At 42.1% G+C, this 21,030-nt stretch carries 19 protein-coding genes; 8 read left to right on the top strand and 11 right to left on the bottom strand.

What is annotated here, in order from left to right; genetic code table 11:
* The first annotated feature begins 689 nt into the window (after positions 1-689).
* Positions 690-2,216: a transporter associated domain-containing protein gene (locus ACS72_RS03995; protein WP_048881294.1), complete on the top strand. Its 1,527-nt coding sequence runs from the start codon at positions 690-692 to the stop codon at positions 2,214-2,216.
* Between the two features lie 426 nt (positions 2,217-2,642).
* Complete coding sequence (locus ACS72_RS03990) at positions 2,643-3,374, top strand: hypothetical protein (RefSeq protein WP_048881293.1); 732 nt, start codon at positions 2,643-2,645, stop codon at positions 3,372-3,374.
* Between the two features lie 26 nt (positions 3,375-3,400).
* On the opposite strand, the gene thiM is transcribed toward ACS72_RS03990, so the two are convergent.
* The 4 genes from thiM to ACS72_RS03970 form a co-directional block, all read right to left on the bottom strand.
* Positions 3,401-4,228 (bottom strand): hydroxyethylthiazole kinase, encoded by an 828-nt coding sequence (gene thiM, locus ACS72_RS03985; RefSeq protein WP_048881333.1) that lies wholly within the window; start codon positions 4,226-4,228, stop codon positions 3,401-3,403.
* A 32-nt stretch (positions 4,229-4,260) separates the two neighbouring features.
* Positions 4,261-5,421, bottom strand: coding sequence for a hypothetical protein (locus tag ACS72_RS03980; RefSeq protein WP_048881292.1), 1,161 nt, complete (start codon positions 5,419-5,421; stop codon positions 4,261-4,263).
* A gap of 154 nt (positions 5,422-5,575) precedes the next feature.
* A complete protein-coding gene (locus ACS72_RS03975; protein WP_004815641.1) occupies positions 5,576-5,833 on the bottom strand; it encodes a hypothetical protein in 258 nt (85 codons plus the stop codon).
* A gap of 255 nt (positions 5,834-6,088) precedes the next feature.
* Positions 6,089-6,535 carry a hypothetical protein gene (locus ACS72_RS03970; RefSeq protein ID WP_048881291.1) on the bottom strand — a complete coding sequence of 149 codons (447 nt, stop codon included), beginning with the start codon at positions 6,533-6,535 and terminating at the stop codon, positions 6,089-6,091.
* A 223-nt stretch (positions 6,536-6,758) separates the two neighbouring features.
* On the opposite strand from ACS72_RS03970, the gene pepN reads away from it, so the two are divergent.
* Positions 6,759-9,365 carry an aminopeptidase N gene (pepN, locus tag ACS72_RS03965; RefSeq protein ID WP_048881290.1) on the top strand — a complete coding sequence of 869 codons (2,607 nt, stop codon included), beginning with the start codon at positions 6,759-6,761 and terminating at the stop codon, positions 9,363-9,365.
* A 200-nt stretch (positions 9,366-9,565) separates the two neighbouring features.
* A complete protein-coding gene (locus ACS72_RS03960; RefSeq protein WP_026056698.1) occupies positions 9,566-9,775 on the top strand; it encodes a hypothetical protein in 210 nt (69 codons plus the stop codon).
* A gap of 61 nt (positions 9,776-9,836) precedes the next feature.
* Here ACS72_RS03960 and ACS72_RS03955 read toward each other — a convergent pair whose 3' ends face one another.
* Both ACS72_RS03955 and ACS72_RS03950 read right to left on the bottom strand, forming a co-directional pair.
* Complete coding sequence (locus ACS72_RS03955) at positions 9,837-10,283, bottom strand: universal stress protein (RefSeq protein WP_004815649.1); 447 nt, start codon at positions 10,281-10,283, stop codon at positions 9,837-9,839.
* Between the two features lie 123 nt (positions 10,284-10,406).
* Entirely contained in the window at positions 10,407-10,850 is a 444-nt protein-coding gene (locus tag ACS72_RS03950; protein WP_004892860.1) for a universal stress protein, read from the bottom strand.
* 267 nt (positions 10,851-11,117) lie between these two features.
* On the opposite strand from ACS72_RS03950, the gene ACS72_RS03945 reads away from it, so the two are divergent.
* The gene (locus ACS72_RS03945; protein WP_048881289.1) at positions 11,118-12,143 is read left to right on the top strand and encodes an alpha/beta hydrolase; all 1,026 of its coding nucleotides are present in this window, start codon (positions 11,118-11,120) and stop codon (positions 12,141-12,143) included.
* 10 nt (positions 12,144-12,153) lie between these two features.
* Here ACS72_RS03945 and ACS72_RS03940 read toward each other — a convergent pair whose 3' ends face one another.
* The 4 genes from ACS72_RS03940 to ACS72_RS03925 form a co-directional block, all read right to left on the bottom strand.
* Complete coding sequence (locus ACS72_RS03940) at positions 12,154-13,326, bottom strand: benzoate/H(+) symporter BenE family transporter (RefSeq protein ID WP_048881288.1); 1,173 nt, start codon at positions 13,324-13,326, stop codon at positions 12,154-12,156.
* A 124-nt stretch (positions 13,327-13,450) separates the two neighbouring features.
* Positions 13,451-14,101, bottom strand: coding sequence for a leucine efflux protein LeuE (gene leuE, locus ACS72_RS03935; RefSeq protein WP_048881287.1), 651 nt, complete (start codon positions 14,099-14,101; stop codon positions 13,451-13,453).
* 67 nt (positions 14,102-14,168) lie between these two features.
* Positions 14,169-15,152 carry a transaldolase gene (gene tal / locus ACS72_RS03930; protein ID WP_048881286.1) on the bottom strand — a complete coding sequence of 328 codons (984 nt, stop codon included), beginning with the start codon at positions 15,150-15,152 and terminating at the stop codon, positions 14,169-14,171.
* Between the two features lie 88 nt (positions 15,153-15,240).
* A complete protein-coding gene (locus tag ACS72_RS03925) occupies positions 15,241-16,131 on the bottom strand; it encodes a LysR family transcriptional regulator (RefSeq protein ID WP_048881285.1) in 891 nt (296 codons plus the stop codon).
* Positions 16,132-16,229: 98 nt separating this feature from the next.
* On the opposite strand from ACS72_RS03925, the gene aceI reads away from it, so the two are divergent.
* A complete protein-coding gene (aceI, locus tag ACS72_RS03920; RefSeq protein ID WP_048881284.1) occupies positions 16,230-16,661 on the top strand; it encodes a chlorhexidine efflux PACE transporter AceI in 432 nt (143 codons plus the stop codon).
* A 72-nt stretch (positions 16,662-16,733) separates the two neighbouring features.
* Here the strand turns inward: aceI and ACS72_RS03915 are convergent, their stop codons facing one another.
* Positions 16,734-18,248, bottom strand: coding sequence for an acetyl-CoA C-acetyltransferase (locus ACS72_RS03915; protein ID WP_004815659.1), 1,515 nt, complete (start codon positions 18,246-18,248; stop codon positions 16,734-16,736).
* Between the two features lie 240 nt (positions 18,249-18,488).
* On the opposite strand from ACS72_RS03915, the gene ACS72_RS03910 reads away from it, so the two are divergent.
* Both ACS72_RS03910 and ACS72_RS03905 read left to right on the top strand, forming a co-directional pair.
* Positions 18,489-19,880: a 3-oxoacyl-ACP reductase gene (locus ACS72_RS03910; protein ID WP_048881283.1), complete on the top strand. Its 1,392-nt coding sequence runs from the start codon at positions 18,489-18,491 to the stop codon at positions 19,878-19,880.
* 203 nt (positions 19,881-20,083) lie between these two features.
* The gene (locus ACS72_RS03905) at positions 20,084-20,938 is read left to right on the top strand and encodes a MaoC/PaaZ C-terminal domain-containing protein (RefSeq protein WP_048881282.1); all 855 of its coding nucleotides are present in this window, start codon (positions 20,084-20,086) and stop codon (positions 20,936-20,938) included.
* The last annotated feature ends 92 nt before the right edge of the window (positions 20,939-21,030 follow it).

Below are 21,030 nucleotides of genomic sequence, written 5' to 3'. Positions count from 1 at the left end.
TACCGGCTGGTCGAGAAAGACCTAAGTTTACCTATTTTTAACTCATCTGTTACCTATTCACTTCTGCCATACATCGGGAAATTTGTTATGAATTTTGATCCAATTATAAATAAAATTATATGAAAGAAAGATTTAGTAGTAAGATTTAAACTTGAAGGTGTATTTAACCCGATGAATGTCACTTTAATTTTTAAAATAAAATAAGGAAAGCGTGGGGAAGATCAGTGATTGGAGGATAGTGGCGTCTTTATTAAGTCATTCTTCATTCCGATATGAAGAAATTCGTTACTAAAACTATTTATGAAAATATCTCTAAGCGTTATCTCTATTTAGGGATATATCTGAGAAAAGCTGGTACTGATATTGATGATGAGAGGGTGATTGTTTACGAAAACTGATGAGTGACTTGGAAAGCAACGCTTTTTTCGCATATCAGCTAAACTAATACGACGACAGGGGTTAAGTGAAGCACTGAAGAACAATCCTGGCTATTAATCATTAACCAGTTTGTATAGACTTCTATATAAACAAGTATTTACGGAATTAATATAAAAAGACCATTACAAATTAAAAGCTTTGTGCATAATAAGAGAGTCTTAAGTCAAAAAGGTTACTTTTATGGATCCGTCGCCGTGCGCAGGTCTACTTTATATTTCGATTTCAGCTAACTATCTCGGAGATATGAACTAATGGAGTTTTTATTAGATCCGGGGATATGGGTTGGTTTGATTACGCTTATTATTCTAGAAATCGTATTAGGTATTGATAACCTAGTCTTTATTGCAATTCTTGCAGAAAAATTACCCCCAGAACAGCGTGATAAAGCCCGTGTCATTGGTTTATCTTTAGCGTTACTTATGCGTTTAGGATTGTTATTTGCAATCTCTTGGTTGGTTACTTTAACCGAACCGTTAATTACCATATTTGAAAAAACCTTCTCAGGACGTGACCTCATCCTTTTGGGAGGCGGTTTATTCCTTGTCTATAAGGCAGTAGGAGAACTACATGAGAAGATGGAAGGTAAACCCGAAGTCAAAGTCACGACAAATGTAGTTTATGCAAGCTTTACCGCAGTTGTAGTGCAAATTATTATTTTAGATGCAGTTTTTTCTTTAGACTCAGTCATTACCGCAATTGGTATGGTCGACAACATCTATGTGATGATGGTGGCAATGGTTGTCGCAATGATGGTGATGTTGCTTGCATCTAAGCCTTTAACTGCCTTTGTCAATCGTCATCCAACCGTCGTGATTTTGTGTTTAAGTTTCTTACTCTTAATTGGTATCAGCTTGATTGCAGAAGGTTTTGGCTTCCATATTCCAAAAGGCTATATCTATTCAGGTATTGGTGTTGCTATTGCTATTGAGGCATTTAACCAGTTTGGTCAGCGCAATGTTGCAAAACATGAAGCAAAAATTCCATTACGTCATCGTACTGCCGACTCAATTTTAAAATTGATGGGTGGCCGAGTAGAAACCAGCAGTCCAGATATGAATGCTGAAGCACAAGAAACCTTTGCAGATGAAGAGCGCTATATGATCGGTGGCGTGCTCACTTTAGCGGAACGCTCTGTAGCATCTATTATGACACCGCGGGGCCATATTTCTTGGGTAAATCTTGATGATAGCCCAGAACAGATTCGTGAAAAAATCTTGTCGGTACCGCATAGTCTGTTTCCAGTCTGTCGTGGCAGTCTGGATAAGGTGATCAGCGTTGTTCGTGCTAAAGAATTGCTGGATGTATTGGAAGAACCAGAAGCGTTAAAAGCACTGATTAAGCGTCATCGTCCTATCTTTATCTTTGAAAATATGAAGGTTATTGATGCAATTAATACCTTGCGGACTTCTAAAGGTTCTTTGGTTCTGGTGAGTGATGAGTTTGGTCATGTACAGGGTCTGATTTCACCACTAGATGTATTTGAAGCGATTGCAGGGGAATTCCCGGATGCAGACGAACAGCTGGATTTAGTTCGTGTGGATGATACGCATTGGATTGCTTCAGGCATGCTGGATTTGTATCAGCTGGAACTAGAGCTAGGTATGCTGGATCTAATTGAAGAAGATGCTGGTTATATCAGTGTTGCAGGTCTGATTCTGGATAAAACCAATGGTCATGTAGAAGTTGGTACAACACTGGAGCATCAACAGGTTACTTTCCAAGTGACTGAAATGGAAAACAATCGTATTAAGTCGGTGAATATCCATTACCAAGGTTAAGTTTGATGTTCTGACTTAAACTGGTTTATCTAGGAAAAGCCAGCAAGTAGTTACTTGCTGGCTTTTTTATGCCTAAATACTGTGATACAGACAGTAGAATAATTTTAAGCTTGGAAATTAGTCAGTCAGCTAAAAACTATAAAAATTGCTTATTTTCTTCAAAAAAATCGAGGTTAAAAATACATAATTAAATAAAAGCTTGATACAGGTCTCATAATTTATATATAATAACTATTAAATTCAATAACTTAAATTTATAGTGAACTATTTGGTAAATGATAAGTCTGATATTGTGTATAAGAACTTAAAAATCCTATGCTAATCTGCCAAATCAGAAGATTTACTAATCACACGCTTTTAGCTCGGAATCAGTAGAAAAGTATCATGAATTAACTGATCTGCCTGCCGCTTCAATGGATGACATACATGAAAATCAGAGAAACCATCATTGATTTTGCAACTTTGCCAGCCCAGCAGAAACATGATTTTTTTCAGCAGATGCTGGAATTTGATCAACTCATTTTTCCCTTTGCGTCTGTTGAACAGCTATATCAATATGTACATGATCCAGAAGCAGTCTCTGTACCAGTCATACAGTATTTCGTCGGAGAGCAGCTGATTGGCCAGAATATTATGCCAATTCTCAAATTGCAGCTGCAGGACAAACCTATTTTTGTGGTGACTTCACGTGCCGGAGTACTGGAACAGTATCGTCGTAGTAATCTGACTTTAAAGACTGCCATTCGTGTGGCTTTGCGCTATCGTTTACGTTATCCGGCCATTCCACTTTGGTTTGTCACCACCTTGATGCAACCGAAGGTCTACACCTTGTTTGCCTCACGTAGTCGTTATTTCTATCCAAGAAAAGGTTACACCATGCCGACTGCTCATCAATCCGTACTTGAGCTGATGCACAGATACAAGTCTCGGGTAGATAAACGTGGACAGGGTATTTATGTTGCACCGGCACTGATGCCTAAAGTCACGCCAGATCAGTTAATTCGACTGCGCAAACGCAGTGATGTTCATTACCAGTTCTTTATGCAGCACGTGCCAGACTATTTTGATGGGAAAGGATTGATGTGTGTTTGCCGCTTAGATTTCAAAACAATTTCTGAAACAATTATGAATCTGGCTTTCGGGAAATCTGTGCACTAGACACAGCTTTCCTTAATGATAATAAATCAAAGCAGCTCAAAATCAGCATATTGTTGAATAATTTCAGGATTCAACAGATGAATCTGATCGATAAAGGCAACATTAAAGCTGCCCAGTGTAGAGGTAATTTCAGCAGCCCTTTTACCGGCAATCGCGAAATGCAGATGTGCAGCAGTTGCCGCAATTACTGGGTTAGCCACAGCACTATAAGCTGCAATCAATGCACCCAAGGCACAACCTGTTGCAGTCACACGTGGCTGTAATTCTGATCCGCCCATCACCTTAATCACAGGATAATCCTGGGAGATGATGTAATCTGATTCTCCGGAAATGGCGATGCACTGGCATTGTGCCAGCAATGATTTAGCTTGTTGGTAGACTTCTGAGCTGTCTAATGTCGTACCTACACCTTTGCCTGTAACCTGTTTGCCTGCCAGAGTACCGATCTCGGAGGCATTGCCACGTACAATAGTTGGCTGAAATGCCATTAATTGGTCAGTCACTTCTGAGCGCCAGTGCAGAATTGAACCATAACCAACGGGATCCAGCACCCAGGGTTTTTTAATCGCATTCGCAGTCTGTGCAGCAATCAGCATGGCCTGAACTTGTTCAGATGTTGGTGTTCCTAGATTCAAACTGACGGCTGCTGCAATTCGGGCAAAATTTTCAGCTTCAAAAGGATTGTCAATCATGGCAGGTGCAGCATTCGCAGCCAGTAGAACATTCGCTACATAATTACTGGCAACAGCATTGGTCATGATATGCACTAAGGGTTGCTGTTGTTGTAATGCTGTCCAGGCATTACAAACACCCTCCAAAATGTCATGGTGCAGTTGAGAAAGATTGGTATTCATATTGATATTCACAGTGCGTCTGGCTGAATCCATCAGCGGGTAAAATAATGGTCTTGATGTTTGCAGTTGCGGCAGCAGAGACTGACATAGTCCGTGGCATCATAATCCACGGTCAGTTCCTCGGACCCACAATGCATACAGCGTTTATTGGAATAGAATTTTAAACGAGGCTCAATCTGCTGCCATGAACGCCAGATTGGCTGGAAGAAAATATTTTCATTATAGCCAAGAAAATGAAAGAACAGAATTGCACTCATTTTGCTTAAAGGCAATTGTGGTGGGCGCGGCAGGGTAGAGGTTTCCCATTTTTCGTTGATGGCACGTTCACGGTACTGCTGCAGGGTTTTTTTCAGTAAATTCGTATTGATGAAATTTTCATTGCGGGCTTGCAAGGCTTTCTGTTTGTATAAGTATTCCAGCGCCGTTTGTACTAGATAATAAATCTGGCCGACTGCCAATACATCGAGCATGCGGTAGCAGAAAGTCTGAAAACTTTTATTACCTGCAATCTGAATGCCCCAGCTACGACAATAAAACTGGGCAAATTGAATCACTTCCTGATACAGCAGAAAATATAGGGTTTCTTTAACTTCATCTGCACTTTTAAAAGGTACGCCTTTGCTTAAGTTCTCAAAGAACCAATGGCGTAATTGCTGGGTAATGCTGAACAGGCTCGGCTCTGAATAACCATCCAGACGCACATTAATATAATAGTGCTGCTGATCGGCATTAAAGTCTTTCAGACTCAGAATATTTTCCTTGCTGAGGCGTTTAACCAAAGCATTTTGCATCAGATAATTTGGACTGATGTTGTGATATTTGATCTGATCCCAGTCCATATATTCAGCGTGCTGGCTGTGCTCATGTACATGATCATCCAGAATCGCCAGCAGAAATAACTTGTTTAAAAAGCTGAGCTGGCCTAATTCATATTGATGTACATCTTTTTTACTTTGATGCTGGCGATTTTCCTGCAGACGTGTTTCCTTCATTTGACGTCTACGATTGGCCAGACATTTTTCACAGAAGCAATTATGTTTTTGGTCAGGATAAAGCTGATGATGACAGTGACTGCATTCGTGATAATTCAGTTCCTGATCAAATTGTTCTGCCTCGACCCAGTACATTGCTGCCTGACACAAGGGACATGCGGTACTTTCATCAAGCTGTTTCTGCAAAACATTAAGCGTCATATCAACTAGCAATCGTAAAATGAAGAAGGAAAATCATTATACACAGTGCAGCTTGGGCAAGTGTGGTTCAGGCTAAAGTTTTCATCATGAGCTGATAATCAAACATGCAAGAGGACCACTTAAGTGGCCCTCTATGTATTGTTGAAAATGGTCTTTAGACTGGGCAAGGCAGGGTTTCGTCCTCTTCACCCAAATGTTTGGCATTAATTAAAGCCTGGACTTTTTTAGGCTGAACCTTTTTGGAACCAAGTGCATTATAGCTGTTCAGAATAGCACCCACTTCATAGGCTTGCATCTTGATGCCCTCACAGCTCATAAACAGTGCAATTACTTTATGGTCAATATTGGCTTGATCGAGTGCTTGCAGGGTCTTGATGTTTTCAACACGTACGATATGTTCTTTAAGATACATAGTTTACCTCATTTTTTATTGTAGATATAGTTGTGTAATCTGCACGTTTAAATAAAAGCAAGAAGTATGCACAAAACAATTTTTTATGTGCTGCATTTTTTAAATGCAGAATAAATTGAATTTATGATATTGATTTATTTAATATTAGAAATATTTAAGATCATTATTAAAATGAATAGTTTCTGGCTTGGAGATACTTAATTCCATATTAATGTGCTTTTCAATGCAGCCTTGTGCATGAAAATGTGCATAGACTTAAATACATGCACGCAACCGATTGGCTAACTTACGATTCAGTGCTTCCTTTCTTGCCAGATTTAGCTGTATTCCAAAGGAGATTGGCATGCTCAGTTGTGGGCTGGTATACACGGCAAAAAGAATTTTATTGTCTTTATTTACAGCAAAAGTATATTCACCTGTCTGTTTTTCTCTGAGCATTTCAAAGTAATTATAATGTATGAGAGAGGGCGGATTCCCCACACCCATAGCAGAATCATACGATAAATCAATCTGCTTTAAATGTGGAAAATACATCACATCCTGAATCTGGTCAGGTTCAGAGTTGGCGACACTGATCATTAGAATTGTATTGGTTTGTGTGGAAGCCAGACATTGATAGGGCATTTTCCCTGAATAGTTTGCAGCCTGAACAGAAGCGATATGGAAAACAGAAAAGCCGACAAGCATTAGAATTTTTTTCATATTTATTTTAGTAATATCTTAAGACGGCATATTTTTGTTTATTGTTTAAATATAAGTCAATTACTTTCAGTAATTTAAATACCTGAATTGAAATAACTCCAGTTTAGTCCCATATATAAAAACACAATGAAATGCACAGACAGGCAGAATAAGTTGTCGTATGATCAATATGATTAACATTTTTTGCTTTACATAAGCGGTGTAAAAAGATCAGGACATTAATATGAATATTGCGGCTAATCCAGCGATTGAAGCAGATCAAACCATTTATTTAAAAGACTATCAAAAACCTTCTTATATCGTTGACTCGGTTGAGCTCAATATTCAGGTTTATGCAGATCATACGCTGGTCAGCGCTACACTGGTAATGCAGCGTCAGACTGAAGGTGAGCTGGTTTTACTCGGTCGTGATCTGGAATTACAATCAATTCATGTTAATGGTAAGCCACTTTCTGAAAGTGAGTACAAGCTTGATACTGAACAGTTAGTGATTGGCAATGCACCGGATCAGCCTACGATTGAAACTGTTGTTCGTATTCATCCTGAATCCAATACCCAATTAGAAGGCCTGTATCAAGCCAGTTCGGATCTGTTTGTGACTCAGAATGAACCAGAAGGCTTCCGTAAAATTACCTTCTATCCGGACCGTCCGGATGTCCTGTCTGTTTTTACTACACGTGTTGAAGCAGACAAGAAATTCCCGGTACTTCTTGCCAATGGTAACCTGATTGAAACGGGTGAAGCGGGGGAAGGCCGTCACTATGCAATCTGGCAAGATCCAACCAAAAAACCAAGTTACCTGTTTGCCTGCGTGATCGGTGATCTGGCGGTGATGAAAGATCACTATACCACTTCTGAAGGCCGTGATGTAGCACTTGAAATTTATGCTGAAGAGAAAGACATCCCAAAATGTAAAATTGCCATGGAAGCCTTAAAGCACTCTATGCGTTGGGATGAAGAACACTATGGTCGTCCTTATGATCTCGATAATTACATGATTGTTGCCACGAGCGCGTTTAATATGGGCGCAATGGAAAATAAAGGTCTGAATATCTTTAATACTTCATGTGTACTGGCAGATGAAGAATTTACCACTGATGCTGCAATCATGCGGGTACAGTCAGTGATCGCACATGAATATTTCCATAACTGGACCGGTAACCGTATTACCTGCCGTGACTGGTTCCAGTTATGTTTAAAAGAAGGTTTGACTGTCTTCCGTGACCAGTCTTTCTCTGAAGATCTGCAGTCTGCAGCAGTGCAGCGTATTGATGATGTTGCAGTGCTTAAGGCGCATCAGTTCCCTGAAGATTCAGGTCCATTGTCGCATCCACCACGTCCAGACCATTTTGTAGAAATTAATAACTTCTATACTGCAACAGTGTATGAAAAAGGCGCGGAAATTAACCGTATGATGGCGACCTTGCTCGGTAAAGCTAAATTCCGTATGGGTACAGATGAATATTTCCGCCGACATGATGGTGAGGCAGTGACGGTGGAAGACTGGGTTGCAGCATTAAGCGCAGGTTCTGGTGTCGATCTATCTAGCTTCCTGATCTGGTATAACCAGCCAGGTACCCCAAAGCTGGAAGTGCATGGTGAATATGATGCAGAAGCACAGACCTATTGCCTGAACTTTAAGCAAAGCCTGAAAGCACACCCGAAATATCCAAATCTGCAAGCTGTCCCGATTCCGGTGGCATTGGCCCTGTTTGATATAGAGAGTGGTGAACAACTGACTTTGAATTCAACAGCGCTGTTTAAAAATGGTGTCAAAGATGGGGTGTACCTGTTTGATCAGGAGCAGGCACGTATCGAATTTACTGGGGTAAAAGCAAAACCAGTGGTGTCATTACTGCGTAACTTCTCGGCACCAGTCAATCTGGAATTTAACTATTCGGATAAAGAGCTGGCCTTTTTGCTACAGTATGAAACCAATGGTTTTAATCGCTGGCAGGCGACCCAGACTTTACTTGAGCGTATTCTCCTGAATGATCAGCCTGCGGACATTTATGTGCAGGCGATGTTGAATACCTTGCCGGGTGTGATTGAACAGGATCCGTTATTGGCATCTCGTCTGTTTGATGTGCCAACTGAGGGTTATCTTGGCAGCCGGATTGATGTGGACTATCGTCCAAGCAAGATTCAGGAAAAACGTAATGCCTTGCTGAATAAATTGGCACGTGCTTTTGCTGACACTGCCAAAGAAATTTACCTGTCACTTGATCCAGATCTGCAATCTGATTTCTCTCAGGCAATGGGTACCCGTGCATTAAGAAATATCATGCTCACCATGATCGCACGCCAAGGGGATGACTCTGCTTTTGATTTGGCTTATGAGCAGTATCATACCGGGAACATGTCTGAACGTCTGGGAGCGCTTAAAGTCCTGGTCTGGAATGATGCACCACAAGCCCAAGAAGTTCTAGCAGACTTCTATAGCCGTTTTGAAGATGAAGCTTTATCTTTAGATCAATGGTTTATGGTTCAGGCGGCGCATCCTCAAGCAACTGCTGAAACGATTGCTTATCTGACACAGCATCCTGATTATGATCTGGCTGTGCCGAACCGTATTCGTGCTGTAAGTGGGGGTTTGAATGCAAATCCGGTCAATACCTGGGGTTTTGGTGTACAGCACTATATTACTTTGGCGAAATATCTGGATGAGAAAAACCCGATTGTCGGTTCACGTCTGCTTCAAGTTCTCTCTCGTTGGTATACTCTGGCTGAACCGCAACGTAGTGAAGTGAAAGCTCAGCTTGAAGCTCTGAAGCCCTTGGTAAAATCTAAAAATGTTTGTGAAACCTTGAACAGTATGCTCAGTGTTTAATTAACCCATGTTGAAAAAGCCGGGTTTAATATCCGGCTTTTTTATTTAGAACATCAGTAATATTTATTCAATATGTTATTAAAGAAAGTATGTATTAAATTTTGCTTTACTATAGCAACACATATCGAAGTATGTGTGACGCCAATTTCAGGCGCTCACAATGTAAAGATCAAGATGATCTGATAATTGGGCAAATTCAAATGTTATTTAAAATTGAGGATGGATTTTATTTAAATACTCAACACATTATTGCTGTGCGAGTCATCAAGGACAGTACGCGTGGAGTATTCGAACTTCATCTGGAATACACGCCAAATTCGGTACAGAAATCTGGTGAATATATCAAAGTGTTCAGCTCCCAGTTGGAAGCGGAAATGTTCCTCAACCAATTGAACCAGAAAATTCGCTAGTTTCTAGAAAATCAAAAAGCCTGTCATTAAGACAGGCTTTTTGATGAGCAAGGAAGGGCATTTATTCTTTAACGATGAGTATTGGAGTTTCAGCCAAGCCGAGTACATTTTGTGCCACGCTGCCTAAAATCAGTTTTTGTAATCCTTTACGCCCATGTGAACCCATCACAATCAAATCTACAGGTAATTCATGGCTGGTTTGCAGAATGCCTTCCGAGGGTGACATGCCGTGTAGAATCCGAATATCCAGATCTATACCTTCACGTGTAAAGGTATGTTTTAGATCATTAAGCCTATCCAGTGCATTTTGCTCGGCCTGCATAAAATAATCGGTAACAGCTGGGGCAACCTTGTAAAAATCTACTCCAGAAAAAGGATCAACCGCAATGACGCTGATTAAGGTCACTTTGCTGCCAAAAACTTTTGCAATATCGAGCGCATGTTCTGCAGCCGCATAAGAGATAGGCGATTCATCAATTGCGACCAGGATATGTTGATAATGCTTCATAAAAATTCCTGATAATGATGCACGCTTGGAAACAGAATACAGCTGTAGCTGGCGTGATGAATAATAGCAATGCTTTAAAGCATGATTTATTGTCATGCGCATCAAGGGATGCGCAGAACCAGATTATTTTTTAATGATCAGCACTGGAGTTTCCGACACACCCAGAACATCTTGTGCAAAGCTGCCCAGAATGATCTTCTGGAAGCCTTTACGACCATGTGAACCCATCACAATCAAATCTGCGCCAGTTTCTTCTGCAGTATTTGCGACATGCTCGGCATTCACCAAACCAGTCACAATATGTGTTTCGGCTTCCACACCTTCTTCTTGGGCAATGATGCTTGCTTGTTTCAATGCTTTTTTGGCATTGGCATGTGCTTCAACAAAATATTCTTTCATAATGGCAGAGCTATAGTAGAAATCTGCCTCAGTAAAAGGATTTTCTGCAATCAGACTGACGAGTGTCAGTCTGCTACCAAAAGCTTTCGCAATTTTTGCAGCATGACGTACTGCTGAAAAGGAAATTTCTGAACCGTCCACAGGGACTAAAATATGTTGATAGGCCATCTTATTTATACTCCGGTTTCGTTTTTGTCTTGCTTTAAACTATTGATAGCACAGTGATGGAGGTGGTTCAATTGCAAAATATAAAAAAATCTGAAAATTCATTAAATTACAGTGATATATTTACAAAAAACTGTAGACTGATTGGCAGATAAAACAGACTGGAATACCCGGATTTTAAGCAGGTTTGCTCAATCTCTATTAAGCTGGTTGGGTTAAAATATATAGAGCGTTGAAACTTGGAAAATAATTAGTGGAAATATTCAAGATATGGTGAATACACATATAGTCAAAGCTGGAAAAGGGTTATTAGGCTTAATCTTTTTATGTGGGTTATATGGCTGTCAGAGTACGGCACAGAACAGTAAAATTATTGCCACTGCTTTTAATATGACGACAGCCGTACAGCAGAAAATCATGGATCGTTATGCACCGGATGATGTCATTGTGCAGCAAAATATTCTCTATGATTCTGATCGGCGGCTGGGTTTGGACTTATATCATCCACAAAATATGACTCAACTGGAACAGCGCCCAACAGTGATCTGGATTCATGGCGGTGGCTGGATTTCCGGATCTCGCGAACATGCACGAGGCTATTTTAAACTGCTGGCATCAAAAGGTTATAACGTGGTGTCTGTGCAATATCAGCTTGCTCCTCGGTCAACTTATCCAAGCCAGCTACAGCAAATTAATATGGCATTGGCTTATCTCCAGACGCATGCTTCTCAATACAAGATTGATCCAGATCAGCTTTATCTGGCTGGCGATTCTGCCGGTGCCAATCTCGCCAGTCATTATGCGGCCTTGTTAACCAATCCGGTTTTTGCCCGCAACTCTGACTTTGTGCCATCAATCCAGCCTGCACAGCTTAAAGGGCTAATTTTACACTGTGGCATTTATGACCTGAACGCGTTTGTGGATACGGCACCAGAAAAAATCAAACTGATTGAATGGGGAGTTCATAATATGGTGCAGGCCTATACAGGCGATCGCCGGCATGATGCGGAGTTCTTGAAAAAGATCTCACCTATTCAGCACATCACTCCAAATTATCCACCAGTGCTGATCAGTGGCGGAAACAAGGATTTTCTCACAGAAACGCAGTCCTATCCATTTGTGCAGGTTTTGAAAGCGAATCAGGTGCCGGTAAAGGAAATCTTTTATCCAGAATCAAAAGCCTGGCTGATTCATGAATATCAGTTTTATATGGGTAAAAAAGAAAGCCAGCAGACCTTTGAACAGACACTTCAATTTCTGCAATCACCTACTGGTGTGTTATCCAACCTTAATTAAAATAAGACTCTTAATAAGTTTTACGCCATTTAAAGAACAGATGTACCACCAGGCCAAACAACAGTCCCCAGAATGCTGAACCGATGCCTAGGAATTGCACTCCTGAAGCACTAAACAGGAAAGTTAATAATGCCGCCTCGCGTTCATCCATGTGGCTGAAAGCAAGTGTAATGTTATGTCCAATGGTGCCAAACAGAGCAATCCCTGCCAGTGCAGTAATAAAAACGGCAGGGAAGGCTAAAAGAATACTGGTCAGTGTGGCTGCAAATAAGCCCATGAGGATATAGAAGAAACCACAGCTCATACCAGCGATATAACGTTTCTTGCTATCCGGGTGGGCCTGATCATCCAGGCTGATCGCGGCGCTAATCGCCGCAATATTGACGGCAAAACAGCCAAAAGGAGCCAGTAAGGTCTGAGCAGTGCCGGTCCAGCCAATCAGCTGATTAACATGTGGCGTATAACCATAACTTTTAATCATTGCCAAGCCTGGTAAATATTGCGATGCCATATTAATAACAAAGAGTGGCAAGGCCAGACCAAGAATCGCAGTCCAGGAAAATTCAGGGCTCACCCAGACTGGATGAGCCAGTGACCAATGCAGCCTCGGTGGATTAAAGTCCAGAAATATGGGACATAGGGCGACACCAGCAATCACGGTAACCACAATGCTATAACGGGGCGATAGCCGCTTGGCAATGATATAGGCAGCGAGTAGACACAGGATAAAGCCCAACTCATGTTGCAAGCTGGCAAACAGACCAATCCCGAATTTAAGTAAGACTCCTGCCAGCATTGCGCTGGTTAGACTTTGCGGAATCGCATGCAGAACTTTCTCAAAAATACCTAAAAACCCCAATACGGCAGTGACAAGGCCGCACACCAGAAAAGCGCCCAAAGCTTCAGGCAGGCTATAGCCTGTGCCGGTTGCCAGGATTAAGGCCAGACCTGCGGTTGACCAGGAAGTTGCTACTGGATATTTAAACTTCCAGGAAAGAATAAGCCCACAAAGACCAATCCCGATCCCTAGGGCCCAGAACCAGGAAGTAATTTCAGCTGTGTTCGCGCCTAAGAGCTGTGCAGCCTGAATTACCAGCACAGAGGAAACACTGATCCCAACTAAAAAAGTAATAAAACCGGCAAATGCTGCGGGTAGGGAGAAGTCTTGAAGGAGTTTTTGCATATCCGTTGCAGAGATAATCAGTATGAGTGAAAAGTGCACTTATCATACGCGCTTCAGTAATGCTGTTAAAGGTAAAAACAACCTAAATCACGTAGGGTTATAAGTTGTTGGGACGTCATGCATTTCATAAAGTTGAAGTCGCCAGTTTTAGCCCAAAGCCACAAAACAGGATTGCCACACTGGCTACACAAAGTGAAGTCAGACGGTAATGATGCCCAAAGAATTGAGCCAGCGTAGCACCTGAAAAAATCAGAATACTGAGATAAGACATGCTGATGATCTGCAAAATAATTGCCAGAATCGTAAAAGTCAGTGCAGGGTATGGATAGGATGGATCAACAAACTGCACAAAAAAAGAAAGATAAAACAGAATCGCTTTGGGATTCAAAATGCTGATGGTCATCGCCGTACGGAAGGGATGTAATTGCTCCAGATTCTGCTCGGCTTGCTGGATCTGTGCATTGCTATGTACGGTATTCCAGGTGTGGTAAGCCGCAATCAACAATTTAATACCCAGATAGCTCAGATACACCGCACCAATAATTTTCAGAATAGTAAACAGGACCGGAAAAGCATGCAGTAAAGATGCTGCACCGAGTGCGGTCAGGAAAATTAGAACCATATCTCCGGCATAGACACCGAATGCCGCCCGATATCCAGTTTTAATCCCGTAGCGAGAAGCTACCGACATGACGTAGAGGGAATTCGGTCCGGGTAACATCACAATTAACGCTGTTCCAATGATAAAGGTCGTTAAATCAGTGATACCAAACACGCAAAATCCACATACAAAAAAGCCGATGCGGCATTATACCTGCATCGGCTTAGAGCTGAATTAAGATTTAAGCCTTAATTTCTGAATCTGTTGTAAAACTTTGGCTTAACAGGGTAGATAGCTGTTCACGTGCTTTAATAAAGCCCTGAATACCCGCTTCCAGTAACTGGGATGCCATTGGATCTTGTTCTAGTTGCTGTTTAAAGTCTTCCTGGCTAATTGGAGTTAAAGTCCCTTGCTTTGGCACATGGTCCGAAGACAACTGCGGCTCAACAACACGGTTATCCTGTTCAAGCTGATCGAGCAGGTTGGGTGCAACAGTTAACAGGTCGCATCCAGTCAGTCCCAGTACCTGATCAATACTACGGAAGCTGGCACCCATCACTTCAGTCTGTATAGCGTGTGATTTGTAGAAGTTATAAATACTTTTTACCGATAACACACCTGGATCTTTTTCAATTGGATACTGATCTACACCTTCAGCCTTTTTGTACCAGTCCAGAATACGGCCAACGAATGGCGAAATCAGGGTAACTTTAGCATCTGCACAGGCATGTGCCTGATGCTGACCAAAGAGCAGGGTCAGGTTGGTATGAATGCCTTCGGCTTCCAGCGCACGTGCGGCCTGAATACCTTCCCAGGTCGATGCGATTTTGATCAGGATACGATCTGAAGCAACGCCGTACTGTGCGTACAGTGCCAGTAATTCTTTGGCTTTGGCAATCGTCGCTTCAGTATCATAAGATAGGGAGGCGTCTACTTCAGTGGAAACACGGCCTTCAATCAGTTTAAGAATTTCCACACCAAATTTAACCGTAAGAATGTCAATAGTACGTTCAATCAGCTCATTACCCACAGAACCTTCGGTTTTAGCCTGCGCATAGGCGTCTGCAATCAGAGCTTTGTTTTCAGATTGATTGGCTGCAGCAGTAATCAGTGAAGGATTGGTGGTTGCATCGAGTGGACGGAATTTTTCAATCGCAGCTAAATCGCTGCTGTCCGCAACAATGGTGGTGAATTGTTTTAGTTGGTTTAACGCACTTTGTGTCATTTGGATCTAGTTCTTAGGTTATTGCTTATGCATTCTGTTATATCACAAAGTGCTTATTTCCCAAGTGTTCACCGACTATTTTCAGTAACTAATCTGTGTTTTTGCGTTGATTTCTGATGTGATTAATCAAAAAATGTGCAGCCTGACCGAGTTTTGTTTCACGACTCCAGACCAGATCGACAAAATAATCAAACTTTGGGGTGAAATCATACAGATCCAGAATATGCAGTTGTTCCTGAATATGTGGATGTTCATGCAGCATTTCCATCGGTAAAATTCCCCAGCCCAAACCCTGTTTAATTAATCGATAGGCGGAGTGATGGTTGTCGGTACGCCAATAGTTTCTGGAAAATAACAGTTCTGGCTTGATCTGATGATCACGGCTGGCAACTACAATCTGGCGACTATTCAGAATCTGCTCATAGCTAACCTGATCAAGCTGACTTAAAGCATGGGATTTCGCGGTAACGGCAACCAGTGTTTCTTTTTTCAGCTCGACAAACTGCTCCCGGGTCTCCAGTTGCTCTCGTTCAAACATCAATGCAAGTTGGGCAGCACCTTCAAATAGCAGTCGGTGAGCATCTTCTTGCGGGGCAGAAAATACATTGATTTGTAAATCCGGAAACTGCTGTTCTAGTAAGACTACATAATCAGTCCAGCGCGTGTGTAGGAGCTCAGATACGATGACAATATTCAGTTCAGATTCTAGCCCTGAGCTTAATGCTTGAGCATGTTGCTTCCACTGATTCATTTCTACCAATAGTTGTTCAGTCTTTTTATACAGCACTTGAGCTGCTGTTGTAGGCTGTGGCTCACGGCCAATCCGTTTAAAAAGCTGTAAATCCAGATCAATTTCCATGTTGGCAATGGCCATACTTACAGCAGAGGGCACTTTGCCAAGCTTGCGTGCGGCTGCCGAGAAGGAGCCAGTCTCTATCACTGCTTTAAACAGCAGTAATTGTTCCTGATTAATATTCATATTTTAATCTGTCAATATTTTTGAAAGATTCTAACTCGAATAATCAAATAATAGGAAATAAACTAGGCACTATTATTAATCTATTTGAGTAAGCAGAAATGTTAATTTCAAGCAGAAGGATTGTGCATGCATTGAGCTATGAGGTCATTCTGTTAATCATTATTGCCATTGCCCTGAGTTATATCTTTCAGTTGCCAATGGAAGTTACCGGAACTTTAGGTGTTGCCATGGCAGTCACTTCCGTAGTCTGGAATATGCTGTTTAACCATTATTTTGAAAAAATTGAGGCAAAACATCAGCTGAAAAGAACCATTAAGGTGCGTATTGCGCATGCCATCGGGTTTGAAGGTGGCTTGATGCTGGCGACCATTCCGATGGTAGCATATGCCTTAGAGATGAGCCTATGGCAGGCAATTTTGACAGATTTGAGTTTAACGCTATGTATTCTGGTCTATACCTTTATTTTCCAGTGGTGCTATGACCAGATCGAAATAAAAATGGGAATTCGCACTGAATATGCTAAAAGTTGATGTTTGTTAAAGCATAGCGTGACCAATAAAAAAGCACCTCATATGAGGTGCTTTTTTAATCAGATGTAAAGATTATTTTTCAATAATCGCAGTCACACCTTGACCACCAGCCGCACAGATTGACACCAGTACACGACCTGAACCTTTCTGGTTTAATAGTTTCGCAGCAGTCGCGATGATACGGCCACCTGTCGCAGCAAATGGGTGACCCGCTGCCAGTGAAGAGCCTTTTACATTCAGTTTGGCACGGTCGATTGAGCCCAATGGTGCATCTAGACCTAAACGCTCTTTACAGAATTTCGGATCTTCCCACGCTTTTAAGGTTGAAAGTACTTGCGATGCAAATGCTTCGTGGATTTCATAGTAGTCGAAGTCTTGAAGTTTCAGACCAGCACGCTCCAGCATACGTGGAACGGCATAAGCAGGTGCCATCAACAGGCCTTCTTTCTTCTCTACAAAATCAACTGCCGCAGTTTCCTGGAAAGTTAAGTAAGCCAGTACTTCATGACCATTGGCTTTCGCCCATTCTTCAGACGCTAGCAGTACACAAGATGCGCCATCCGTCAGCGGAGTAGAGTTACCCGCAGTCATGGTACGTGCATCGCCCTTACCGAAAGCAGGTTTCAATTTTGCCAGTTTTTCAACTGAAGAATCTGGACGCAGGTTATTGTCACGCTCAAGACCTAGGAATGGTGTGATCAGGTCATCAAAGAAACCTTCTTCGTATGCTGCTGCCATTTTCTGGTGTGAAGATGCAGCCAGTTCATCCTGTGCTTCACGAGAAATGCCCCATTCCAGTGTTGTGATTGCCTGATGGTCGCCCATAGACAGGCCGGTACGTGGCTCACCATTTTTCGGTGCATCCATCAGGTCTTTCACATTAATTTTGGTTAAAGCTTTCAAACGATCTTTTGCTGTTCTAGCAATGTTCAGTTCAAGTAAAGCTTTACGTAAACCATCACCAAATGCGATTGGCGCGTCAGAGGTAGTATCTACACCACCAGCCACACCGACTTCGATTTGACCTAATGCAATTTTATTGGCAACCAGGAATGCAGCTTGCAGACCAGTACCACATGCCTGCTGAATGTCATAAGCCGGAGTTTCAGGTGCAAGGGCAGTGTTCAGTACGCACTCACGCGTCATGTTAAAGTCACGGCTGTGTTTCAATACTGCACCAGCTACGACTTCACCCAGGCGTTGACCTTGTAAATTAAAACGTTCAATCAGGCCATTCAGGGCTGCGGTGAACATATCAGTATTGGATGCCGTAAAGTAAGCACCGTTAGAACGTGCAAATGGAATGCGGTTACCACCGATAATAGCAACGCGGCGAACTGTATTTTGGCTCATGTTTTGGTCCTGTTGAACAGAAATCTGTGTTTTTGGTGTTAAGGTTTTATTGCTTGAAGTCGTATTTTCCGCACGATTAGACGCAGCACGGGGGCGAGTGGTTTTCGTCGGACTTTTTTCTGCAGACGTTGCGCTCGTCGTTTTGCTTGTGCGCTTGCGTGCTGTTGATGGTTTTGACACGCTTTCGGCTACAGGATTCTCGACCGCTGGATTTTCTTGAGTTGTTTTGCTCATAAGGCTTTACCAGGCAAATTGATCATCTTCTTGGTCGCTACATTAGCATAGAAGGCTATAGGCTGAATTGACTAGAATGACATTACAGCGTGCGCTTAGGTCAAGTCATCTGTTTATTATCTCAAGTATTATTGACCGGAATCTGATGGATCTATTGAATTATAAGTATCTGACATCATATTGAAGTTAAAGCATAACTTTAGATCGATCAAAAATTAATTTGTATGAGAGATAATAAACATGACTGACCAGTACCAAGCGTTCGCAAAATCTCCTATTGGTAAATTTGTCATTAAAAACCTAGGTCTTCCATCCCCAACCTTCCTTGAGCGCTATGACTCTGCAACTCCTGTAGTCAAAGGCGCCGTTTTAGTAGGTGCTGCACCTGGCAGTACTTTGACTGGTTCAATTGCACAGGTTTTGGCAAATATTCATGCCAATAGCTATGCGGGAAATAATGCTGAACTGCAACAGGCAGCTGCACAAGCGGGTCTGAACCTGGGTGCATTTAACCAGGGCGACAAAGAATCAAAATTCAAAGTAGCAATTTTTGATGCGTCTGGTATTCAGAATTCGGACGATTTAAAAGCGTTATATGATTTCTTTAATCCAATCGCGCGTCAAATCCAGGCATCTGGTCGTGTGGTGATTGTAGGAACCACTCCTGAATCAGCAACTTCAGTGAAGCAGGCAATTGCACAACGTGCGCTTGAAGGTTTTGTAAAATCAGTGGGTAAAGAATTCAAAAAAGGTATCGCAGCGAACCTGATCTATGTGGACAATGGGGCTGAAGCAAATCTCGAATCTGCACTCCGCTTTGCGATTTCTCCACGTTCTGCCTATGTGTCTGGTCAAGTGATTCGCGTATCTCAAGCAGCGACTCAAGATGTAGACTGGACTAAACCTTTGGCAGGCAAGACAGCTGTAGTAACAGGTGCTAGCCGTGGTATTGGTGAAGCGATTGCTCATGTACTGGCACGTGATGGTGCACATGTGATCTGTCTGGACGTTCCGCAACAGCAAGCAGATCTTGACCGTGTAGCAGGTGAGATCGGTGGTTCTACCTTGGCAATTGATATTACTGCAGCTGATGCTGGTGAAAAAATCAAAGTGGCGGCAGCTGCGCAGGGCGGTTTAGATATTATCGTGCATAATGCCGGTATTACCCGTGACAAGACTTTGGCAAACATGAAGCCTGAGCTTTGGGATCTGGTGATTAACATCAACCTGTCAGCGATTGAACGTGTCAATGATTACCTGTTGAATAATCACGGTCTGAACGCTAACGGCCGTATTATCTGTGTATCTTCAATCTCTGGTATTGCAGGTAATCTGGGTCAAACTAACTATGCAGCTTCTAAAGCGGGTGTAGTCGGTATTGTGAAATATACAGCCCCAACTTTAAGCAATGGTATTACCATTAACGCCGTTGCTCCTGGTTTTATTGAAACTCAAATGACAGCTGCAATTCCTTTCGCAATTCGTGAAGCTGGCCGCCGTATGAATTCAATGAGTCAAGGTGGCTTACCAGTCGATGTCGCTGAAACGATTGCAATGTTCGCTTCAACTGCATCTACAGGCTTGAATGGCAACGTGGTTCGTGTCTGTGGTCAGAGTCTTTTAGGAGCTTAATTCTTTCTGAAAAGTTCTTTTCTCTCTGTACGTTAACCCGTAGAGTAGATCAAGAATTCCCTCTCCTCGTAGGAGAGGGTTAGGAAGAAGTTAAATAAATTAAATAGAAGGCAGGATGAGATATTACCCTTATCCCAGCCTTTTCCCAAAGGGAGAAGGGGCTTTCAATCCAAATTGAAATAAAAATATTCCAAAGGTTCAGTATGCATACTCGCCATTTTAATCAACTTCCAAAGCCGTATCTTGCTTATCCAAAAATCATTCAGGGCCTCATTTCAAAAAAGCCAAAGGGTGAAAAGGTCCTGCCGCAAGTTGAATACGTGGTAGATTCATTCAAGGTCGATCAAAAGCATTTAAAAGCTTACAACGCCGTCTGTGGTTTTAAGAACAATGGTTATATCCCGGCGATCTATCTGGCAGTACTTTCACAAAGTCTGCAAATGCATATGATGACCTCGGAAGCTTTCCCATTTCCAATTCTAGGGTTGGTGCATATCCGCAATCAGGTCAAGCAATACCGTAAAGTGGGTGTGAATGAACAGCTGACTTTATCTTGCAAGTTTGGTGAGTTGCAGCCACATGATAAAGGCGTACAGTTTGATTTCATTACTACAGTGAAAGTCGGTAATGATGTTGTGGTTGAAGCATTAACCACTTATTTGTCACGTCAAAAAACTGATGCAAAAGCATCTGCAAAAACCACAGAAAGCAAAATACCGAATTATGAAGTGAATGCGGAATGGGACATTTCTGAAAATACTGGTCGTCGCTATGCTCTGTCTTCAGGTGACTTTAACCTGATTCACATTCATGCACTAACAGCTAAAGCTTTCGGTTTTAAACAGGCGATTGCCCATGGCATGTGGAGTAAGGCGAGAGCTTTAGCCAGCCTGACCCTGCCAGATGCCTATGAAGCGGACGTGTGGTTTAAGCTACCGATGTATTTGCCATCTAAAGTGCAGTTCACGACTGCGAAATCAGACAATGATACTGAATTCCTGATCCGTAATGCGAAAAGCCAGAAACCGCATGTTTCAGGTAGCATCAAAGCTTTATAATGATCTAAAAAGCCTAAACTTGATTTAGGCTTTTTTTATTTCAGCCTGTACAAATATTAGATCTCATTTGAAACATGTATCAAGGAAGGACG

The sequence above is a fragment of the Acinetobacter sp. VT 511 genome, assembly GCF_001077515.1.
Taxonomy (GTDB): Bacteria; Pseudomonadota; Gammaproteobacteria; order Pseudomonadales; family Moraxellaceae; genus Acinetobacter; species Acinetobacter schindleri.
The sequence above is the reverse complement of the archived record's forward strand: the minus strand, read 5'-3'. Positions and strand labels throughout refer to the sequence as shown.

Excerpts from the sequence above, each read along its gene's own strand:
- ACS72_RS03995 (WP_048881294.1), top strand. The coding sequence starts at position 690 with ATGGAGTTTTTATTAGATCCGGGGATATGGGTTGGTTTGATTACGCTT.
- ACS72_RS03990 (WP_048881293.1), top strand. The coding sequence starts at position 2,643 with ATGAAAATCAGAGAAACCATCATTGATTTTGCAACTTTGCCAGCCCAG.
- thiM (WP_048881333.1), bottom strand. The coding sequence starts at position 4,228 with ATGAATACCAATCTTTCTCAACTGCACCATGACATTTTGGAGGGTGTT.
- ACS72_RS03980 (WP_048881292.1), bottom strand. The coding sequence starts at position 5,421 with ATGACGCTTAATGTTTTGCAGAAACAGCTTGATGAAAGTACCGCATGT.
- ACS72_RS03975 (WP_004815641.1), bottom strand. The coding sequence starts at position 5,833 with ATGTATCTTAAAGAACATATCGTACGTGTTGAAAACATCAAGACCCTG.
- ACS72_RS03970 (WP_048881291.1), bottom strand. The coding sequence starts at position 6,535 with ATGAAAAAAATTCTAATGCTTGTCGGCTTTTCTGTTTTCCATATCGCT.
- pepN (WP_048881290.1), top strand. The coding sequence starts at position 6,759 with ATGAATATTGCGGCTAATCCAGCGATTGAAGCAGATCAAACCATTTAT.
- ACS72_RS03960 (WP_026056698.1), top strand. The coding sequence starts at position 9,566 with ATGTTATTTAAAATTGAGGATGGATTTTATTTAAATACTCAACACATT.
- ACS72_RS03955 (WP_004815649.1), bottom strand. The coding sequence starts at position 10,283 with ATGAAGCATTATCAACATATCCTGGTCGCAATTGATGAATCGCCTATC.
- ACS72_RS03950 (WP_004892860.1), bottom strand. The coding sequence starts at position 10,850 with ATGGCCTATCAACATATTTTAGTCCCTGTGGACGGTTCAGAAATTTCC.
- ACS72_RS03945 (WP_048881289.1), top strand. The coding sequence starts at position 11,118 with ATGGTGAATACACATATAGTCAAAGCTGGAAAAGGGTTATTAGGCTTA.
- ACS72_RS03940 (WP_048881288.1), bottom strand. The coding sequence starts at position 13,326 with ATGCAAAAACTCCTTCAAGACTTCTCCCTACCCGCAGCATTTGCCGGT.
- tal (WP_048881286.1), bottom strand. The coding sequence starts at position 15,152 with ATGACACAAAGTGCGTTAAACCAACTAAAACAATTCACCACCATTGTT.
- ACS72_RS03925 (WP_048881285.1), bottom strand. The coding sequence starts at position 16,131 with ATGAATATTAATCAGGAACAATTACTGCTGTTTAAAGCAGTGATAGAG.
- aceI (WP_048881284.1), top strand. The coding sequence starts at position 16,230 with ATGTTAATTTCAAGCAGAAGGATTGTGCATGCATTGAGCTATGAGGTC.
- ACS72_RS03915 (WP_004815659.1), bottom strand. The coding sequence starts at position 18,248 with ATGAGCAAAACAACTCAAGAAAATCCAGCGGTCGAGAATCCTGTAGCC.
- ACS72_RS03910 (WP_048881283.1), top strand. The coding sequence starts at position 18,489 with ATGACTGACCAGTACCAAGCGTTCGCAAAATCTCCTATTGGTAAATTT.
- ACS72_RS03905 (WP_048881282.1), top strand. The coding sequence starts at position 20,084 with ATGCATACTCGCCATTTTAATCAACTTCCAAAGCCGTATCTTGCTTAT.